Origin of the sequence: Nostoc sp. 'Peltigera membranacea cyanobiont' 213, from assembly GCF_002245975.1 — a bacterium.
Lineage (GTDB): Bacteria > Cyanobacteriota > Cyanobacteriia > Cyanobacteriales > Nostocaceae > Nostoc.
Genome location: NZ_NOLI01000029.1, coordinates 36,457 through 53,672 on the forward strand (window position 1 = coordinate 36,457; position 17,216 = coordinate 53,672).

Genomic DNA, 17,216 nt, shown 5'->3' on the forward strand with positions numbered 1-17,216 from the left:
AAACTTAGGATTTACTAATGTGGATGCAATCGCTAAAATTGCTGTAGAAGTTGTTGGAATTCTGAGCATTATGAAGCGCATTTGCAATATGGTTAATATTTTTACAATAACTTCATTTTCTGCTTTTGTATTTGCTAGCACCACTACTTTACTGCTAGTGCAGACAGTCACAGCTAAACCTGTACAGATAAAAAAGCAAGTCAATCAAGCAAAACCATTAAACTCAGGAGTACGAATATACCCTGCAAATAATAGCCTACCAGCAAGCCGCCTGATTACGATTGAACGTGCTATTAAAAAGTCTAGTAATATGCAAATAACAGAAGCAAAACTTACAACTTACGAGGAATTCGCAGCCCAAACAGGAATGTACAAATCATCGATTTCTAACAACCGTATGGTGTGGATAATAACTGGTTTTGTCCAAGGTGAGTTTAGAATGTCTAAAGGTAGAAGTGTCTGCACTGATAACGCCAAACTTGTGGAATTAATAGATGCAGAAACTGGCGATTCTTTTGGTAGAAGTGTTCACTGTCCTCTAAACAATCAGATAAATTTTATGCCGTAAAAGTAGTAGGCAAAATTTAGTTAGTCTGCGAACCGAAAAATGTCGAATTAAATTACAGGCTATTTAAATAAATCTAAACATTCGTGCTTTAAAATGCCTTTGGTGACTTTGATATTCCTAAATGATTTAGCAATTATCTCTTCACAAGATAGATTAATTTGTGACTGATTTATCGAGATTAAATCTTGAATGGAAGCACCATATACAATTTCTGATAAACCACTCCAAACACAAGCAGTTGCACACATCGGACAAGGTTCGCCAGTTGTATATATGCTATAACCTTCTAAAGAAGGGTTTTTAAGTTTAGCTGTTAAATTACGAATAACATTGATTTCTGCATGGCCTGATGGATCGTTATCTCTTATAACAGTATTATGACCTACTGCAACGACTTCGTTATCTTTAACAATCACAGCACCATAAGGTGCATCTCCTTCTTTTGCTTCTGCCAAAGCTAAACGCATAAAATATTCTGGGTTCATATAAGCTGGTGTTAACATAAGGATAATGATTAATAATATCGTATTTCTAATGCTATAACTGGGAATTAAGATTAGTTAATGGTCGAATATGTTACTGAGCAGACAAGAAACAGAATTCTACTTAACAGACCTAGAAACACCAATAGGTAAAGCGATTAATTTAACACTAGCCGCTATGGTGTTAGTATCATCAGGAATTTTTGTGGCGGAAACTTATAATATCCCTGATTCTGTGCGGTTTCAATTGCATCTTGTTGATACTGCGATCGTCATCATATTCGCGGTGGAATATTCACTCCGTCTGTGGAGTGCAGAAAATAAAGTTCAGTATATTTTTAGCTTTTATTCGATTATTGACTTAATGGCGATTTTACCATTCTTTCTAGGAATGGTGGATATTAGCTTTATCCGCCTACTGCGATGGTTTCGGATTTTAAGATTAATTAGATTTATAGATAGAAAATTTTTATTCGCCAGTATCAGTACCGAAGATGGAATGATTTTTGCGCGAATATTATTTACATTATTTGCAATTGTTTTTATTTATTCTGGTTTAATTTATCAAGTAGAGCATCCGGTTAATCCTCAAAATTACGGTACATTTTTGGATGCATTCTATTTCTCTGTTGTCACCATGACAACTGTGGGATTTGGCGATGTTATTCCCATTTCTGAATTAGGGCGCTTGCTAACAGTATTGATGATTTTTACCGGAATTGCACTGATTCCTTGGCAAGTGGGGGATTTAATTAAGCGAGTAGTGAAAACTGCTAATCAGGTAGAAACCGTTTGCTCAAATTGTGGTTTGGCTTTCCATGATGTAGATGCGGGGTTTTGTAAAAGGTGCGGAACTAAGTTACCAAGTCGGAGGGTTGATTGAAAAAGGAAATTTCACGGTAAGATAATCTTTCTTTGGCAACTGCTCAGAAAAGAGAATATAACCAATGCCTAACCTCAATCTCATTTCAGAATATAAAAGCTTTGGTGGCAAACTCGGCTTTTACAGTCATCCCTCCTCAAGCTGTAACGGTGAAATGCGCTTTGCTGTCTATCAACCACCACAAGCAACTCAAAAACCTGTGCCAATTCTCTATTTTCTCTCTGGTTTAACTTGCACGGAAGAAAATTTTATGGTTAAGGCGGGGGCGCAACGCTACGCAGCTGAGTACGGTTTGATGCTGGTTGTACCAGATACTAGCCCCCGAAATAGTGGCATTGCAGGTGACGATGATGATTGGGACTTTGGCACAGGTGCGGGCTTTTATGTTGATGCTACAGAGGAACCGTGGCGTAAAAACTACCAAATGTATAGTTATGTCGTCCAGGAATTACCTGCTTTAATTACCGCAAATTTCCCAACTCAACCCGAAAAACAAGGAATTTTCGGTCATTCAATGGGCGGACACGGGGCGCTAGTCTGTGCGATGAGAAACCCAGAACTCTATAAATCAGTATCAGCTTTTGCACCTATTACTGCACCTATGGGTTGTCCTTGGGGTAAAAAAGCTTTCAGTGGTTATCTTGGCAGCAATCAAGAAAGTTGGCGTGCTTATGATGCCAGTGAATTGGTCAAGCAAGTAGGATATCACAGTGCAATTCTCATTGACCAAGGGACTGCCGATAAATTTTTAGCTGAACAATTAATGCCAGAAGTTTTTGAACAAGCTTGTGCAGATGTTAAGCAACCCCTAAATTTGCGTTACCAAGAAGGCTATGACCACAGTTTTTATTTTATCGCCAGTTTTATTGAAGATCATATCCGCCACCATGCGATCGCTTTCGGAGTTACAGTGACTAAATAAACACCCTCTTAGCTTCAGCTTTCCAATTGCTTTTTTGTCAGTAAAGCTGATTTCGCTCAACTGATAGCTTCCATCTGACGATTTATTAGTGAGTGGAGTCTTAAGGTGCTTGCCCAAAAGCCTGGGCTATAGCATTGCGGGCAATCTTAGGTTTTAGGTTCTCATCGAAGGGAAGCGGACGCAGAAATTTCCAGAGACTTGGATTGTCCCTATAGGTTTTCTTTGGCATCCAGTCGGGATGACGTATCCAGGTATGACGGTCGGTAATTCCCCATGTAATCACAGTATCAACTTTAGCAGCAAAGCACAGGTCAAGATATCGCTTGTAACTGTCGGCTACCATCTGGTCTAGCTTTTGGATACTATCGGGTAGTGGGGTATCAATGATAATATCTAATTCTGTAATCATTGGTTTAACTCCCAAATCGTTAAGCCGTTTTAAGACAGAACTAAATCCTTTGGCATCAAAACCATAAGCGGTAGAAAACCATAGATGCGACTGGATGCCTGCGCCGTCAATTTTAACGCCACTATTCTTCAGATACTCAACCATTTTTAAGAAACGGCTTGATTTCCATGTAGCGCCTTCGATGCCAAAATCGTTTAGGTAAAATTTCTTGGTGTTATCAACTGAAGCGGCAATTTTAAACAAGTCTCGAATTAATTCTCGTTTTACCCCTTTACGCAAACCGTAGGTAGCGTTATCAGTCTCATTTTCATTATCAGCGATAATTTCATTGGCAATATCCCAAGACTTTAAAACGGGGCTATTACGATAATGCCCCATGACTCCTTTAACATGGCGTTCCATCATCTCAAGAGTTGGGGGATAAGGAAGCCAGTCTGGTCTTCCCATGTGCCAGAAAAGGGTATGCCCATGTAATGCTATATTATTCTTCTGACAGAAATTAGCGATCGCATCTGCTGATTCAAAGGTAAATTTTCCTGGCTGTGGTTCAGTGGCATTCCATTTTAATTCACCATTCGGTGTCACAATCGAACACTCACGAGCAATTAGGTTAGCGTAATCTTTATCTTTCAGCAAAAATTCAGCATCAACTGCTGCGCCATAACGCTTACCTTTAGCAGCAGCTACTTGCCGAAGCGGAGAATCTACATTTGTATAAGTTCCTGCAATATAATTCGTACTCTGGTCTTCTTTCTGCTTATCCTTTTGTAAAAAGCCCATAGTCAACAAGGCAGAAAGGGTTGTGTATCCTGCTCTTGTTAAAAATTTTCTCCGATAAGGCATAAATTTTACTTAATTAAGAAACACACGAATTATTATATTACATAATCAGTTTTGAGACTTTTTGAGGTTTGGTGATGATTCCCACTGGTCTATTTTTTACCTTAACTAGTCATCTTCAATCAGAACTGTAACAGCTGCGATCGCAATCAACATTTCATCATTTTTATCATTGAGTTCGGGAATCGCCCGCCCTTGAACCACCATCCCCCCAGATTCTACGGTGAGGGTTTTTCGCCCAAATGGTAATACAGCAAGTACCTCTTCTTCTCTAACTTGTTCTGGGTATGGCACTGCTACCTGAACCTCTATAATCATTTGATTGGGGTGACTTAAACCTGCAACCTCCCAAACACCAGGTAAAGCATTGTGAGCGATCGCATTACGAACAGCCCTAGATGCTGCTACAGTTGGTTCTTGTCCATGCTGATCTATTCCCATCCCCATCTCGATAATCAAGCGTTTACGCGCCATTGCTATCTCCAGTAAATTTTGCACCTTTCACTTTATATAAATCAGGAGTCAAAAGTCTGAATCTAGAGTTTTCTGAATACTGACTTCTAACTCCCCAAGCAAGAGAATATATCTATAGCCTTCTGGGAAAAAGGTAAAATTCGTGGCAGATTCTGATTCGTTTTGGAACTTATACGGGCTGAGGTGATTTAGATCATACGCTGCAAGCGACTCAGACGCTCTGAGTAACTTTTCATCACCTGTATAGCAAACATGGGTGTTTCCTGAACAGCAAAGAGAAACCCTTCGCGATCGAGGAAACCTAGTTTGCTATCCACCTTAGCAATAGCTGTGTAAGTTCTATTTTGCACTCCTACAAGTACCCCAACACCAAAAATTTCGCCCGTTTCAATGGTTTCTACAACCTTGCCATTGACTAATATATCTACCTCTCCTTCCAGAATGCCGTAGATTTTGTCACCAGACTGTCCTTCTTCAAAGATGACTTCGCCTGCGGAAAATGCTTGAGGATCGGGTTGTTTTTGAAAGATACTGACTGTTAATACAGGACTTAGCATTAGAGCAACCCCAAAATTATTGGTTTTTAGACGAAACTTTTTGATAGCTTTAGGCGAACCCAAAAAAGTATACTACTTTATGTTGGTTAACTCTCAATCTCCACAAAATTCCTGATTAGTCCCCTAATCGTCTAAAAACCTTTCCCTGGCTTTACTAGGCAAAACCGCCCCTCTCGCCCGTCGGAGCTACGGTGTACGCACAAGTCTTCTAGAGTTTGGCTTCTTCGCCAGAAACAATTTCACCCCGCAAAGCTTCCACTGTTTCTATTGCTTTAACAAAGGTATTGTAAGCTGAGTTAAACTGTTTTTCGTCTTGGTATAACCTGCCGAGATTTGACAAAGTTTCTGCATGGTTTTGAGGAAAAGCGCTGCGCGTTCTTACTTCCAGTGCAGCAGAATAAGCAGCGATCGCCAACTAAGGGTTCTCTCAAAGGGAGAGGCTAGCGTCAAGGGGTCTCTCCAAATGGATCGTCTGGCGTGTGGGGTACAATGACTGTGGGAATTATAACTAATTGATATTATGCCTCTGGCTAACGCACCATCCAAAAGCTTTGGTGCGTTATACGCGATAACACACCCTACAGATACTTAGATTTATTTCATAAATCAAATCGGATTCCTATATGTGGGTAAATTAAACAAGTTCGCGGTATCGAGATGCCTTAACAGGTGCATGTTCTAACTGACAGTAAGGGCGGCTATAGCAGAGTGGTGACTCTAAAGCGTGCCCATCTAAAAACTCTGGATTACTCATTACCTGTTCGGTTGGGCCATCATATACGATTTGACCTTGGCTGAGAACAACAGTGCGATCGCATAAATCTAAAGCTAAATCTAAATCATGGGTTGCAATCAGTTGTGTCAGAGGTAAGGTTTGTAACAACTCAATAAATTGCCGACGAGAACGGGGATCTAACTGAGCAGAGGGTTCATCCAATACTAATATCTGTGGGTTCATTGCCAAGACTCCAGCGATCGCAATCCGTTTCTTTTCACCTCCAGATAAATTATTGGTATAGCGTTGTCCATACCATTGGGGATCGATGTCCACTGCTGCCATTGCTTGCAGAGTTCGCTGGAGCAATTCTTCACCTTGCACACCCATATTGAGCGGCCCAAAAGCAACATCTTCCCAAACTGTTGGCATAAACAACTGATTATCTGGATTCTGAAACACCAAACCCACAAAATTCCGAATATTTCGCAAATTTTCCGAATTTACAGACCACTCTCCAATTGTCACCTCTCCCGCTTGTGGCATGATAATTCCATTCAGATGTAACAGCAGTGTGGATTTTCCCGAACCATTGGCTCCGATTAATGCCACTCGCTCTGTTGCCTTGATAGACAAATTTATTTTGTCTAAAGCTTGAGTCCCATCAGGATAGGTATAGCTAAGATTTTGAATTGATATTGGATTATGGTGCATTGAGATAACACGAAAAAAAGTTATTTCCGCCAGTAAATAGCCTGACCCAATAGTGCCAAAATTACAGTCAGACTTAAAGCTACAACATCAGATTGTCCCCCTAGCGAGACTTTTTCCATCATTGGTGGCACTCCTTGATAGCCTCGTGAGAGCATCGCCTGATAAACGAGATTTCCGCGATCGTAAGTGCGGATAAATAGCGCTCCAATCATGTTGCCAACAATTAACCGAATAGAGCGATTCCTGTTCATCAGATTTCGAGACTCTGCCGCCCGACGCATAGCGTTAAACTCGCCAATCAACACACTGATATAGCGATACATCGATGCCAGAATTGCAACTAATAGTGGTGGAGTTCTCAATTCCAACAGGGCATGAAGGAGGGCTGTTACCGAAGTGGTTAAAGTTAGTAAGTTTAGTATTAGCAGCGATAACAGAGCCTTAAGCGTGACACTACCTAAGACAGTTAACCCCACCGTTGTAATCTGCAATGGCCCCCAAGACCACAACACCTCACCACCACCCCGAAATAAAGTACCCAACAGAACCACACTAATAAACGTTAACTCAACTGCTAACCGTTTCACTAGTACTGATAGAGTGACTTTACTTAGCAATATGAGGCTGATTAAAGCTAATCCATAAATAGCCCAAGTCCACCAATGCCCATCTGGTGTGAGAACATTGGCAAACACAAACAATAAGGTACAAAGTATCCGGGTACGGGGAGCGAGTTTGTGCCAGAGAGTCGCTTGTTTGCTATCGACATCTAATACAAATACTCCAACGTGCAGCAGCATGATGTTAAGTTCCTATCTGTATTTGATTCCTAATTACGAATTGTTAATCTGGCGCATCTGAGTCGGAATCAGCGTCATACTGTGTAGAAGGTAAACTAGAACCACGAATAACTAGTTTGCCAATACCCCAAGCTAAACCGAAAGTTGCTAATGTTCCAATTAATCCAGCTAATGGAGTAGCGATCGCTTCTGGTACTCCTCTGAGGGCATACTCATCAAAAATTCCATAAAAGGGTAATTTCTGAGCGGGTTTCTCTCCAAGTTCTTTGCTGTCAAACTTTAGGTCTTGGGAAACTCTATCTAGCCCATCTGGGTTTTTACTTGCTAGTGGCGAAAGGAAAATTGCAATCAATAAGGCAATACCTAAGCCAGCGATAACAAAAGCCCGGTTGCGCGATCGCGAGAGATTGCTACTCATAAGTATTAAATCCTGATTTAGTCACACCTTTTAATAACGAGAGACTGGACGAGACATAGGTGATTTTGTCTGACGGGGTGGATCGTAAAATAAATCAGGTCGAGTCCGCCAAATAAAACTAAGTGCTACTACGGTAATCAGCGCCTCGCCAATGCCAATTACGACATGCCAAGAAGCCATTGCTGTTAAACCTACCGCCAGAGGAACCGTTCCAGACACAGCTAGTTCTAAGGCACACATAACTGAAGCTACCACTACGCTTGTCCAAGCAGCGATCGCCGCACCAATTGTCATACCTCGTAAGGTATCGCGCCCAGTAGCAAATCTTATTGTGCGATAGAGATAGTAACCACCAAAGGTACCGATTAATCCCATGTTAAAGATGTTCGCCCCTAAAACTGTTAGTCCACCATCTTGAAATAGAACAGCTTGCACGATAAACACTGCAACCATAACTAGCGATCCAGCCCAAGGCCCTAATAAAGCTCCAGCTAGTGTTCCGCCCAAAAGGTGTCCAGAAGTGCCTCCTGGAATCGGGAAATTGATCATTTGCGCTGCAAAGATAAATGCTGCACAAACTCCCATTAAAGGTACTGCTCGTTCTTGGTATTCTGCTTGCGATCGCTTAATAGCTAGTGTAATTAAAGCAAGAGCAATTATCCAGGTGACAAGGATAACGGGTAAGTTCAAGAAGCCATCTGGAATGTGCATAGCTAAATGCGGCTGTATTACCCAGTACAGCCAGCCGAAGGACGAAGCACCCATAAATGGTATTGTTTCCATGTTTAAGAAGTGTCCTTTGCAGCCAGATTGATTTAAGCGTCCAGTTGTCTAGTAGACCACGTATTCTCTAGAAACTTCAATCCACTAGGGGGGCATATTAAATACAATTTAGATCGATCGTATTATTGTGTTCGCGGTTTTGATGCTTGAGTAATGGTGATATAGTTACTCCAATCGGTTCTGATGGGGAGCATAACGCCACGCTGCGCTATCGGACGCAAGGGGGAAAGTCCGGTGTGAATCCGGCGCTGTCCCGCAACTGTGAGCCAAAATTAGGTGAGTCAGGATGCCCGCCGATGGGAACCAATTCGTTTACATAAATCTGCGAGGTACAGGTTATGAAAAGAAAAAAACAGGCGTTAGTTAGTCTAACCCTGATGGGAGTTATCAGTTTTTACTTGGTAGTTGGTTTACCCCAACCCGCTTATGCCATGCACATTATGGAAGGTTTTTTACCAGTGCAGTGGGCAATTTTTTGGTGGGTTGTGGCATTACCATTTTTTTTATTAGGATTGCGTAGTCTGACACGCATTACCCAAGCTAACCCGGAACTAAAACTACTACTGGGCTTGGCTGGTGCTTTCACTTTCGTGTTGTCAGCGTTGAAAATCCCTTCCGTCACAGGTAGCTGTTCTCATCCGACAGGGACAGGGTTAGGTGCGGTGCTGTTTGGTCCCCTCACCATGACAGTTTTAGGTAGCTTGGTATTGTTATTTCAAGCTTTGTTACTGGCACATGGCGGCTTGACGACGCTGGGGGCAAATGCTTTTTCGATGGCGATCGCAGGGCCCTTTGCAGCTTACTGGATATATAATCTGACAATGAAGTTGGGTGGTAAACAAAGAATCGCCATATTTCTCGCAGCTGCGATCGCAGATTTACTCACTTACGTTATCACTTCTATTCAACTCGCCCTAGCTTTTCCTGCCCCCGTTGGTGGATTTATTGCTTCATTTATCAAGTTCGCCGGAATTTTTGCTATAACTCAAGTTCCCTTAGCAATTAGTGAAGGATTACTAACTGTGTTGGTATGGAACTGGCTGCAATCTTATAATCCTCAAGAATTGGAACTGTTGCAATTAATCAAGCGAGGAAATGGTAATGAGTCAATCTAAAAAAGGGTTGAGTAACTGGCTGTTGGTAGTAGCTGTCTTAGCTTTAGCAGTTGCACCATTAATATTTGTACGTGGTGGGGAATTTGCCGGTTCTGATGACAAAGCTGAAAAAGCAATTACTGAAATCCAGCCTGGATATAAACCCTGGTTTAAATCATTTTTTGAACCAGCTAGTGGAGAAATAGAAAGCTTATTATTTGCTTCGCAAGCAGCTTTAGGTGCGGGAGTAGTCGGTTATGCAATTGGGTTGTATAAAGGACGTTCCCAACAAAAACGTGAAGAATGAGCCTGCAACTAGACACTTTAGCTTACACTAATCGACTGCGAAGATTACCACCAGAACATAAAATAATTTTTGCATTTACTACTCTTGCAATTTCCCTTGTTACCCATCCGCTAGTACAAATTTTGATAGCGCTTTGGCTGGGTGTTTGGACAGTTATTTATGCAAAAATTCCAGCTGGTGTTTATTTTCGGTTGTTAATGTTCACCATAGTTTTTTGTTTGACGAGTTTACCAGCCTTGATGGTGAATGGAGTTGCAATTACTGATTTGTCCAAGGTGCAATTAGACTCGTGGTATGGATTAACTCTCGGACACTTCTATATTTATATCAGTCATAGTGGCAGTATCCAAGCATGGGGAATTTTAACCAGAGCATTAGCTTCTGTTTCTTGCTTATATTTTCTCATGTTAACTGTCCCTTTCCCAGAGATATTACAAACTCTGCGTTACTTGCGATTTCCTGTGCTTCTGAGCGATTTGTTATTACTAATGTATCGGTTTATTTTCATCCTGCTAAATACAGCTAGTGAATTGTTGACTGCCCAAAATTCTCGTGGTGGCTACCGCACTTGGCGTAGTGGGATGAAAAGTTTAGCACTACTAATCGGACAACTATTACAGCGAACCTTACAACGATATAGTCAGTTCTCTCTCGGACTGGAATCACGGGGTTTTGTGAGTGAATTTAGAGTTTGGCATCCCCGCCGTTATTATCCTCAAGGGCGATATATCATTGAAGCTATTTTCGGCTGTGTAGTATTAATAGCATTGGACTTTTGGCGGAATGCAGGAATATTTACTCGAATTTGAGCAGGTATATTACACCTATCCTGGCACACAGCAATCAGCTTTGAATGGTCTAACACTGAAGATTCCATCTGGCAAAAGATGTGCATTAATTGGGCAAAATGGCTGTGGTAAAACTACACTATTTTTATTAGCGAATGGTCTATATAAACCTAATTCTGGTATTGTCCGTTGGCGCGGTGAACCGTTAAGTTATAACCGAAATTATCTTAGCAGCTTACGGCAAAAGGTGGGGCTAGTATTTCAAGATCCAGAACAACAATTAGTAGCTTCTACTGTTGAAGAAGATATATCTTACGGTTTGTGTAATTTGGGTTTACCAGAATCTGAAATTAAAGATCGAGTAGAACAAGCTTTAATTGAATTTGGGCTGACTACTTTAGCAGAAAGGCCAGTACATCATCTGAGTTTAGGACAAAAGAAGCGAGTTTCTATAGCAGATGTGATGGTACTGCGGCCAGAACTTTTGGTGCTGGATGAGCCAACAGCTTATTTAGATATCAAACATACTCGCAACTTGATAGCAACGATGAAAAAAATTCATCAAGATGGCACTACTTTATTGATGGCTACCCATGATTTAGATTTAGTCTATCGGTGGGCAGATTGGGTTTTTGTTATGGATAAAGGGCGACTGATGATAGAAGGCAAACCACAAGATGTATTTAGTCAGCGTCAACTTTTATCGGAGTTAGAGTTGGGTGTACCATTCATATATGAAATGTTATTTGATGGGCTATCTGCTGAGGAAGAAGTAGTGATAGAACGAGTGCGACAGCGAATATTAGAGCAATTTCGGAATGTCCTGTGAGGATTAACGGTGATGAAATTCAACCTCTTTCTCCAGAATCTTAATATCATAGCTACCGAAGAAATCGTGGCCTAGTAAGCCGATACTTGCTTTTGGTGCGATCGCTACCTGAAGATTATTAGCTGTAACTCCACCTACTGCAACAGATTTTATCTTACCGGTTGGAAATTCTACCTCGCTACCATCGGCAATTTGAGCTTGCATTGTACCTGTAGCCTGGAGTTCAAGTGTATTGGCCATACTTTGAGTGATAATGGTTCCACTAGCACCTGTGTCTACAATCATTTCAAAGGTTTTTTTGTCATTGAAGGTAACGTCAATCACAGGAGTTCCACCAAAGCGGCGTTTGATTGAGACTCGAAAAACTCTGTCGTCTGAAGGTGCGGCTATATTGCCACAAAGCCTTTCTAATCTAACGGTTTTACCGGAAGAAGTTACCATGTAACATGCTCCTGGATCGTCAGCTATTGCCTGATGAGAGAATGCTAAAAATATTAGTGTCGGGATTAGTGTGTAGGCGTAGCCGGTCGTAGACATCGCAGCTAGGTTAACCGTCTTAATCCAACGCCTACAAGCATTCTTCATATTATATTTATCTCCAATTTTGCTGATATTCTTTAATAGATAAATTTATTATAATAGCTATAAAAATTAGGTACTACAACCACATATATTTCATAAAAAACGTAATTTTTATGAACTTACCTTTTACAAATTTCAAATATATTGCATTGTTTTAGTTATTGTTTTGTCTAATATATTATGTCTAGTATATCCACACAACTTTTTTACTCGAAAGCTAGTTAATGAAGTTTTTTATTTATGTGTCTCCATCAGATAAAATGGCATTTTACTCAATACATCTTACCTATAATTACTGATTGATAAATTAAAGATTAGATAAAGACATGATAAAACTACTTAGAGCAGATTCAATCTGGCATCATAAGAAGTTAGATAAGATACATTTTTGAGCTTATTCAAAGGTTGTAGCTGTATGTACAGCAGTTGCGATCGCATTTTTAACGGCAATCTCTCTCTGTTCTAAGATGATATTTTCACTCACAGTCCGCCCAGCGACTACACCGCAAATAGCAGCAGCCGCAAAATTATATACACCTGCCATTTTAAAAAGCGTGCCGCATTCCATCTCATAATTCAAGATATTCAAGCGCCGATATTCTTCTGTAATACCATGCAGCGATCGCATTAAATTTGGATTCGCTGAATCTGTGCGTTCTTGTCCTTCGTAAAAAGTATCAACTGATGCTGTGATTCCTATGTAATGTTCAACCTTTAATTCTCGCGCGGCTTTAACTAAAGCAACTGTCAAAAACGGATCTGCTGCGGCTGGATATTCCACAGGGGCAATGTCATAAGCTGCACCTTGGCGACATAATGCTGCACTGCTAATAACAACGCTACCAACTGGTATATAAGGTTGAATTGAGCCGCAAGTTCCAATGCGAATAATTTGCCGGATTCCTACTTGGATTAACTCATTCACCACAATACTCAATGAAGGCGCACCCATACCACTAGTAGCTGATAAGATGCTGCGACCATTTGGTAAGTATCCCACATAGCTATTGAGTCCGCGATTTTCTGACAACACGCGGACATCTTGGAAATAAGTTTGGGCAATTAGACGCGATCGCTCCGGGTCGCCAGATAATAAAGCAATGCTGGGAGGCGATGAACCTAAATCATCTTGTCCAAAGCCAATGTGATAAAAGCGTTTATTTGGCATAAAATTTTAGATTTTGGATTATCTTATTTACGAACCGTCTTTACCTCTCCAGATAAGATGCCATTGGTCATATAAATAAAACGGTGGAATAATCTTTTGGCGAATTTCTGCCATTTCTTCGGAGCGGTTAATACTTTGCATCAGATAACCACTTTCAAAGAGAAGTTCATGAACTTCCTCATATTTATAAGCAGATTGAAAGCCAAGATGAACATATAGGTTCTTAATAAAATTATTGGCTACTAATAAACTGCCTGTAAATTCAACAAGATAATTTAGTTCACCATAAATAGCGCTAGGATGAGCCACAGGCGTATCTCGACGAGAAGGTAAGACACCCAGAAAATCTTTTGCTTTCCCTTGTTTTGCAAGTTTCTCTTTTAGGCTGAGAGAGATAATTAATTCTTTTAAGTAAAGTGTCTCTTCTATTACCTTATAAGTACAACAATAGCCTCGCCAACAAGCTGTTGTACCCCATTGAGGAGAAAAACCGTGTTGCGTTGGATCAAATAATCCCACACCATCCACACCTGCAATGGAGAATATTTGACTTTTATAAATTAATTGATCGCTAATTTGACCAGTCATCTTTTGTTTTTATACCATAATTTACGCAACTGCAAGCTTGAGGCGATCGCAATCATATAGGACTAGTATTTGATTTCTGAAAAAATCTAAGTATGTGTAGGGTGTGTTACGGCTTCCGTAACGCACCAAAACATAAAGGGTGGTGCGTTAAGCCTACGGCATAACACACCCTACGTGTATTTCAAAAATCAAATATGAGTCCTATATCATCTGCGATTAAACACAAATCACCTGCGATCGCATTGTGCCAGTTGCGTAAGTCCTGATAAAATTGCTTACCAAACATCAATTCTGAAGACTGGCAATATTCAAAGCTGTGATGTTGAATAGCCCGTTATAGACATCGCTTCTTTAACTGCCAAGGTATTATGTAGTCGAATACCGTGCAGTATACAGCTTGAGGTTTTGCATGAAAGTAGCAGTCTTCAGTACAAAAGCCTACGATCGGAAGTTTTTGTCAGTTGCAAATTCTCCCCCACAACACGAATTAGTATTTTTTGAACCCCGTTTAAATCGGGATACTGCTATCCTCGCCGCCGAATTTCCGGCGGTTTGCGTATTTGTACACGATCGGGTTGATGCCCCAACTTTAGAGCTTCTCGCCTCACAGGGAACTCGGTTGGTTGTCCTTCGCTGTGCAGGGTTTAACAATGTAGATTTACAAGCCGCAGCAGATTTAGGAATTACCGTTGTGCGTGTTCCCGCCTATTCACCCTATGGAGTAGCAGAACATGCTGTAGGATTGATTTTAAGTCTGAATCGCAAAATTCATCGGGCTTATAACCGTGTCCGAGAAGGCAATTTTTCCCTAGATGGACTGTTGGGATTTAATTTGCATGAGCGCACAGTGGGGATTGTTGGCACCGGCAAAATCGGTCTGATTTTAGGACAGATTATGAAGGGGTTTGGCTGTAAATTACTCGCTTATGACGTTTATCGCAATCCCGAATTGGAGGCGCTAGGTGGAAAGTATGTAGAACTACCTGAGCTATTTGCCAACTGCGATATTATCTCTCTACATTGCCCCCTGATTCCTGAAACGCATCACTTGATTAACGCTGAGGCTATAGAACAGATTAAGCCAGGCGTGATGTTAATTAATACTAGCCGAGGTGCGCTGATTGACACCCAAGCAGTGATTGAGGGATTGAAGTCTGGTAAGATTGGCTATCTCGGTGTGGATGTCTACGAACAAGAATCGGAGTTGTTCTTTGAGGATTTATCTGGCGAAATTATTCAAGATGATATTTTCCAACGTCTGACAACGTTCCCCAATGTACTCATTACTGGACATCAAGCTTTTTTTACAGCAGAAGCACTCCACAATATCGCAGAAACAACTTTTGCTAATATTGCTGATATTGAAAATGGTCGTCCTTGTACCAATGAAATTCGCGCTCAACAGCCAGCTTAGGTAAGGTTTGGCGATCGCTTCATCTGTATTTTCATTCTGAACGATAGGCAAGGCGAAGACTTTGGACTAAAATCACCAGAGATGCGATCGCCATCAACCCGCCCCAAAACCAGTAAGGTAAAAGCAAATATCGCTGCATTTGCGCTGTATCAGAGAGTCCCAGGGGGCCGGCAGAACTACTAAATAGATAATCGAGTTGATGGAACGTACTTACACAAGCTTGTACGCCCAGGAATTGAATGGCAAATCCTTGCGCCCAGCGAGGTGCTTTCAGGGCGATACCCAAGATTATTAAACCCAACAAGGGAATGGCTACCAATCCAAACCAGGAACGTACCCAAATTAATGTGGATAATAGCAAAAAACTCCCTAATATTTTTAAACAGAGGGTTGCTGCTGTAAAACTGCGGGAAGCTAGAATCAAAGCCGCACCAGCAAGAGGCGGCCCCATTGGGCCTGCTGCTGCCACCATTGCCGGGCCAATTGGCCCCAATAACGACCGGATGCTATAAGTTGCAACACCAGAACCATTGCTAAAAATCTGTAATTTCTGAAACTGCCCTCCTAATAAGAGTGCCATTAAGCCGTGACCCATTTCATGAAACCAGGTTGCCAGAATTGTAAATGGGTATAAGATATAATCACCTGCTGGTACTTGCCACAGTAAAGCTGTTGCGATCGCTGCTGCAATTAGCCAGGTTAGCCCCATGCGTTCGACAACTGGCGGGGCTTCTTTGGTAAGCAAGGGTTCTAAATTTTTACTTGGTTCCCTCATAAGTCACTCTATTTTGGATTTTAGATTTTAGATTTTAGATTTTCTGGAAAATTCAAAATCTAAAATGGACAGTGTATTTTCTCTATCCTAGTGTACTTAAACTGATAAGCATTTAAATTACATATAGTCAATAGCTAAAATAGTTACTGTGCTTGCATTTATTTTTTAATCAAAACCAACATCAGTAAGCAAGATGAGAAATTGCTAGGCGGTAAACATATCCAAGATAAACTCTTGAATAAAATCGTGAACCTGTTGTTCCAGGAATTGTGTAAAATATTCTCTTGACCAGATTTTAAAACCCTTCATCCAAATGAAGGGTTTTAAAATGCCCGAAAACTTTCAGTTACCCTGAAGACGATTGGGTTATATCTCTTGCCAAAGTACTAAGCACATCTGAAATATCGCTTCATTTTCTTTTTTTCCCTAGTTTTGGGGTAAAACGGAGGGTGGGAGTGATAAACATTAACGCGGCAAAAACTTGCAAAAGTATGCACGGATAGCTAAAACGTGCCTGGACGCAGAGGGTTAAATGCGCCGTCGCCCCCCTGTGAAGCGTCAAGAAATAGCTGATTAAATCAAATTTTAAGCGATTTAATCATATATTTTGTAGCAGATACTTGTGGAAAAGCAAATGCTAGGTGTAAATGTTGTTATGAAAGTTGGCGATCGCGTCCGCGTTAAAGATTCGGTAGTGGTGTATCATCATCCTGAACACCGGAATCAGGCTTTTGACATCAAAGGCACAGAAGGCGATGTAGTAAATATTGCCACCCAATGGCGAGACAGACCTGTAAGCGCTAATTTGCCGATTGTAGTCCAGTTTAGTAAAAAGTTTAAAGCCCATTTACGTGAAAATGAGTTAGAGGTCATCTAGATCGCTTATCGCCGGCGAAACCACTGAAAAATATTCAGTTCGCCGCGCATTCTTTTAAGCTCTTGGCGATGCTGTTCTGCTGTTGTGTAATACCATTCACAATAACGTTGAAACTCTGACCGTGACCGAACTTCATGGTAGAATTGGTGAGTTGTTTGGTAAGCTGCAAAAGCTTCCTCAACTTGGGGTTGAGGGGATGGCATAATATAAGGTAAATTTTTAGACATAA

The 17,216-nt window shown here is 41.0% G+C and carries 23 protein-coding genes and 1 riboswitch; of the genes, 9 read left to right on the forward strand and 14 right to left on the reverse strand.

The window, feature by feature from the left end; translation table 11 throughout:
• Window positions 1-19: 19 nt before the first annotated feature.
• Complete coding sequence (locus tag CDG77_RS11065) at window positions 20-568, forward strand: hypothetical protein (protein WP_094329428.1); 549 nt, start codon at window positions 20-22, stop codon at window positions 566-568.
• 59 nt (window positions 569-627) lie between these two features.
• Here the strand turns inward: CDG77_RS11065 and CDG77_RS11070 are convergent, their stop codons facing one another.
• Window positions 628-1,053, reverse strand: a complete 426-nt coding sequence (locus tag CDG77_RS11070; RefSeq protein ID WP_094329461.1) for a nucleoside deaminase — start codon at window positions 1,051-1,053, stop codon at window positions 628-630.
• Between the two features lie 88 nt (window positions 1,054-1,141).
• Between CDG77_RS11070 and CDG77_RS11075 the strand changes: the two genes are divergently transcribed.
• Together CDG77_RS11075 and fghA are read left to right on the forward strand one after the other, a co-directional pair.
• Window positions 1,142-1,933, forward strand: coding sequence for an ion transporter (locus CDG77_RS11075; RefSeq protein WP_094329429.1), 792 nt, complete (start codon window positions 1,142-1,144; stop codon window positions 1,931-1,933).
• Between the two features lie 64 nt (window positions 1,934-1,997).
• Window positions 1,998-2,855: an S-formylglutathione hydrolase gene (gene fghA / locus CDG77_RS11080; protein ID WP_094329430.1), complete on the forward strand. Its 858-nt coding sequence runs from the start codon at window positions 1,998-2,000 to the stop codon at window positions 2,853-2,855.
• A 100-nt stretch (window positions 2,856-2,955) separates the two neighbouring features.
• Here fghA and CDG77_RS11085 read toward each other — a convergent pair whose 3' ends face one another.
• The 8 genes from CDG77_RS11085 to cbiM form a co-directional block, all read right to left on the reverse strand.
• A complete protein-coding gene (locus CDG77_RS11085; protein WP_094329431.1) occupies window positions 2,956-4,107 on the reverse strand; it encodes an endo-1,4-beta-xylanase in 1,152 nt (383 codons plus the stop codon).
• A 105-nt stretch (window positions 4,108-4,212) separates the two neighbouring features.
• Window positions 4,213-4,578, reverse strand: a complete 366-nt coding sequence (locus CDG77_RS11090; protein ID WP_104900000.1) for a Lin0512 family protein — start codon at window positions 4,576-4,578, stop codon at window positions 4,213-4,215.
• Window positions 4,579-4,766: 188 nt separating this feature from the next.
• A complete protein-coding gene (locus CDG77_RS11095; protein ID WP_094329462.1) occupies window positions 4,767-5,135 on the reverse strand; it encodes a Crp/Fnr family transcriptional regulator in 369 nt (122 codons plus the stop codon).
• 208 nt (window positions 5,136-5,343) lie between these two features.
• A complete protein-coding gene (locus tag CDG77_RS11100; RefSeq protein ID WP_181154470.1) occupies window positions 5,344-5,550 on the reverse strand; it encodes a hypothetical protein in 207 nt (68 codons plus the stop codon).
• 219 nt (window positions 5,551-5,769) lie between these two features.
• A complete protein-coding gene (locus CDG77_RS11105; RefSeq protein WP_094329433.1) occupies window positions 5,770-6,564 on the reverse strand; it encodes an energy-coupling factor ABC transporter ATP-binding protein in 795 nt (264 codons plus the stop codon).
• A gap of 20 nt (window positions 6,565-6,584) precedes the next feature.
• Window positions 6,585-7,364 carry a cobalt ECF transporter T component CbiQ gene (gene cbiQ, locus CDG77_RS11110; RefSeq protein WP_094329434.1) on the reverse strand — a complete coding sequence of 260 codons (780 nt, stop codon included), beginning with the start codon at window positions 7,362-7,364 and terminating at the stop codon, window positions 6,585-6,587.
• Window positions 7,365-7,407: 43 nt separating this feature from the next.
• Window positions 7,408-7,782, reverse strand: a complete 375-nt coding sequence (locus tag CDG77_RS11115; RefSeq protein WP_094329435.1) for a PDGLE domain-containing protein — start codon at window positions 7,780-7,782, stop codon at window positions 7,408-7,410.
• A gap of 30 nt (window positions 7,783-7,812) precedes the next feature.
• Window positions 7,813-8,565: a cobalt transporter CbiM gene (gene cbiM, locus CDG77_RS11120; protein ID WP_094329436.1), complete on the reverse strand. Its 753-nt coding sequence runs from the start codon at window positions 8,563-8,565 to the stop codon at window positions 7,813-7,815.
• 158 nt (window positions 8,566-8,723) lie between these two features.
• Window positions 8,724-8,877, forward strand: a riboswitch (cobalamin riboswitch).
• A 26-nt stretch (window positions 8,878-8,903) separates the two neighbouring features.
• Between cbiM and CDG77_RS11125 the strand changes: the two genes are divergently transcribed.
• Genes CDG77_RS11125 through CDG77_RS11140 form a run of 4 tightly spaced genes read left to right on the forward strand, consistent with a single transcriptional unit; the run spans window position 8,904 to window position 11,583 of the window.
• The gene (locus CDG77_RS11125; protein ID WP_094329437.1) at window positions 8,904-9,680 is read left to right on the forward strand and encodes an energy-coupling factor ABC transporter permease; all 777 of its coding nucleotides are present in this window, start codon (window positions 8,904-8,906) and stop codon (window positions 9,678-9,680) included.
• The gene (locus CDG77_RS11130) at window positions 9,667-9,966 is read left to right on the forward strand and encodes an energy-coupling factor ABC transporter substrate-binding protein (protein ID WP_094329438.1); all 300 of its coding nucleotides are present in this window, start codon (window positions 9,667-9,669) and stop codon (window positions 9,964-9,966) included. Before CDG77_RS11125 ends, CDG77_RS11130 begins: the two co-directional genes overlap by 14 nt.
• Entirely contained in the window at window positions 9,963-10,775 is an 813-nt protein-coding gene (gene cbiQ, locus CDG77_RS11135; RefSeq protein ID WP_094329439.1) for a cobalt ECF transporter T component CbiQ, read from the forward strand. Before CDG77_RS11130 ends, cbiQ (CDG77_RS11135) begins: the two co-directional genes overlap by 4 nt.
• On the forward strand, window positions 10,750-11,583 hold the full coding sequence (locus tag CDG77_RS11140) for an energy-coupling factor ABC transporter ATP-binding protein (RefSeq protein WP_094329440.1): 834 nt from the start codon (window positions 10,750-10,752) through the stop codon (window positions 11,581-11,583). Before cbiQ (CDG77_RS11135) ends, CDG77_RS11140 begins: the two co-directional genes overlap by 26 nt.
• Before the next feature lie 3 nt (window positions 11,584-11,586).
• Here CDG77_RS11140 and CDG77_RS11145 read toward each other — a convergent pair whose 3' ends face one another.
• The 3 genes from CDG77_RS11145 to CDG77_RS11155 form a co-directional block, all read right to left on the reverse strand.
• The gene (locus CDG77_RS11145; RefSeq protein ID WP_094329441.1) at window positions 11,587-12,168 is read right to left on the reverse strand and encodes a retropepsin-like aspartic protease family protein; all 582 of its coding nucleotides are present in this window, start codon (window positions 12,166-12,168) and stop codon (window positions 11,587-11,589) included.
• A gap of 391 nt (window positions 12,169-12,559) precedes the next feature.
• Window positions 12,560-13,333: a nucleoside phosphorylase gene (locus CDG77_RS11150; RefSeq protein ID WP_094329442.1), complete on the reverse strand. Its 774-nt coding sequence runs from the start codon at window positions 13,331-13,333 to the stop codon at window positions 12,560-12,562.
• 27 nt (window positions 13,334-13,360) lie between these two features.
• Window positions 13,361-13,921: a hypothetical protein gene (locus tag CDG77_RS11155; RefSeq protein ID WP_094329443.1), complete on the reverse strand. Its 561-nt coding sequence runs from the start codon at window positions 13,919-13,921 to the stop codon at window positions 13,361-13,363.
• 409 nt (window positions 13,922-14,330) lie between these two features.
• On the opposite strand from CDG77_RS11155, the gene CDG77_RS11160 reads away from it, so the two are divergent.
• The gene (locus CDG77_RS11160; protein WP_094329444.1) at window positions 14,331-15,335 is read left to right on the forward strand and encodes a 2-hydroxyacid dehydrogenase; all 1,005 of its coding nucleotides are present in this window, start codon (window positions 14,331-14,333) and stop codon (window positions 15,333-15,335) included.
• A 31-nt stretch (window positions 15,336-15,366) separates the two neighbouring features.
• Here CDG77_RS11160 and CDG77_RS11165 read toward each other — a convergent pair whose 3' ends face one another.
• Window positions 15,367-16,110, reverse strand: a complete 744-nt coding sequence (locus CDG77_RS11165) for a M50 family metallopeptidase (protein ID WP_094329445.1) — start codon at window positions 16,108-16,110, stop codon at window positions 15,367-15,369.
• Between the two features lie 655 nt (window positions 16,111-16,765).
• Between CDG77_RS11165 and CDG77_RS11170 the strand changes: the two genes are divergently transcribed.
• Window positions 16,766-16,987 (forward strand): ferredoxin-thioredoxin reductase variable chain, encoded by a 222-nt coding sequence (locus tag CDG77_RS11170; protein WP_181154510.1) that lies wholly within the window; start codon window positions 16,766-16,768, stop codon window positions 16,985-16,987.
• 5 nt (window positions 16,988-16,992) lie between these two features.
• Here CDG77_RS11170 and CDG77_RS11175 read toward each other — a convergent pair whose 3' ends face one another.
• A complete protein-coding gene (locus tag CDG77_RS11175) occupies window positions 16,993-17,214 on the reverse strand; it encodes a hypothetical protein (protein WP_094329446.1) in 222 nt (73 codons plus the stop codon).
• Between the last annotated feature and the right edge of the window lie 2 nt (window positions 17,215-17,216).

Excerpts from the sequence above, each read along its gene's own strand:
- CDG77_RS11115 (WP_094329435.1), bottom strand. The coding sequence starts at position 7,782 with ATGAGTAGCAATCTCTCGCGATCGCGCAACCGGGCTTTTGTTATCGCT.
- cbiM (WP_094329436.1), bottom strand. The coding sequence starts at position 8,565 with ATGGAAACAATACCATTTATGGGTGCTTCGTCCTTCGGCTGGCTGTAC.
- CDG77_RS11130 (WP_094329438.1), top strand. The coding sequence starts at position 9,667 with ATGAGTCAATCTAAAAAAGGGTTGAGTAACTGGCTGTTGGTAGTAGCT.
- CDG77_RS11085 (WP_094329431.1), bottom strand. The coding sequence starts at position 4,107 with ATGCCTTATCGGAGAAAATTTTTAACAAGAGCAGGATACACAACCCTT.
- CDG77_RS11150 (WP_094329442.1), bottom strand. The coding sequence starts at position 13,333 with ATGCCAAATAAACGCTTTTATCACATTGGCTTTGGACAAGATGATTTA.
- CDG77_RS11090 (WP_104900000.1), bottom strand. The coding sequence starts at position 4,578 with ATGGCGCGTAAACGCTTGATTATCGAGATGGGGATGGGAATAGATCAG.
- CDG77_RS11155 (WP_094329443.1), bottom strand. The coding sequence starts at position 13,921 with ATGACTGGTCAAATTAGCGATCAATTAATTTATAAAAGTCAAATATTC.
- CDG77_RS11160 (WP_094329444.1), top strand. The coding sequence starts at position 14,331 with ATGAAAGTAGCAGTCTTCAGTACAAAAGCCTACGATCGGAAGTTTTTG.
- CDG77_RS11105 (WP_094329433.1), bottom strand. The coding sequence starts at position 6,564 with ATGCACCATAATCCAATATCAATTCAAAATCTTAGCTATACCTATCCT.
- CDG77_RS11145 (WP_094329441.1), bottom strand. The coding sequence starts at position 12,168 with ATGAAGAATGCTTGTAGGCGTTGGATTAAGACGGTTAACCTAGCTGCG.
- fghA (WP_094329430.1), top strand. The coding sequence starts at position 1,998 with ATGCCTAACCTCAATCTCATTTCAGAATATAAAAGCTTTGGTGGCAAA.
- cbiQ (WP_094329434.1), bottom strand. The coding sequence starts at position 7,364 with ATGCTGCTGCACGTTGGAGTATTTGTATTAGATGTCGATAGCAAACAA.
- CDG77_RS11095 (WP_094329462.1), bottom strand. The coding sequence starts at position 5,135 with ATGCTAAGTCCTGTATTAACAGTCAGTATCTTTCAAAAACAACCCGAT.
- CDG77_RS11075 (WP_094329429.1), top strand. The coding sequence starts at position 1,142 with ATGTTACTGAGCAGACAAGAAACAGAATTCTACTTAACAGACCTAGAA.
- CDG77_RS11165 (WP_094329445.1), bottom strand. The coding sequence starts at position 16,110 with ATGAGGGAACCAAGTAAAAATTTAGAACCCTTGCTTACCAAAGAAGCC.
- CDG77_RS11140 (WP_094329440.1), top strand. The coding sequence starts at position 10,750 with ATGCAGGAATATTTACTCGAATTTGAGCAGGTATATTACACCTATCCT.
- cbiQ (WP_094329439.1), top strand. The coding sequence starts at position 9,963 with ATGAGCCTGCAACTAGACACTTTAGCTTACACTAATCGACTGCGAAGA.
- CDG77_RS11170 (WP_181154510.1), top strand. The coding sequence starts at position 16,766 with ATGAAAGTTGGCGATCGCGTCCGCGTTAAAGATTCGGTAGTGGTGTAT.
- CDG77_RS11125 (WP_094329437.1), top strand. The coding sequence starts at position 8,904 with ATGAAAAGAAAAAAACAGGCGTTAGTTAGTCTAACCCTGATGGGAGTT.
- CDG77_RS11175 (WP_094329446.1), bottom strand. The coding sequence starts at position 17,214 with ATGTCTAAAAATTTACCTTATATTATGCCATCCCCTCAACCCCAAGTT.
- CDG77_RS11070 (WP_094329461.1), bottom strand. The coding sequence starts at position 1,053 with ATGAACCCAGAATATTTTATGCGTTTAGCTTTGGCAGAAGCAAAAGAA.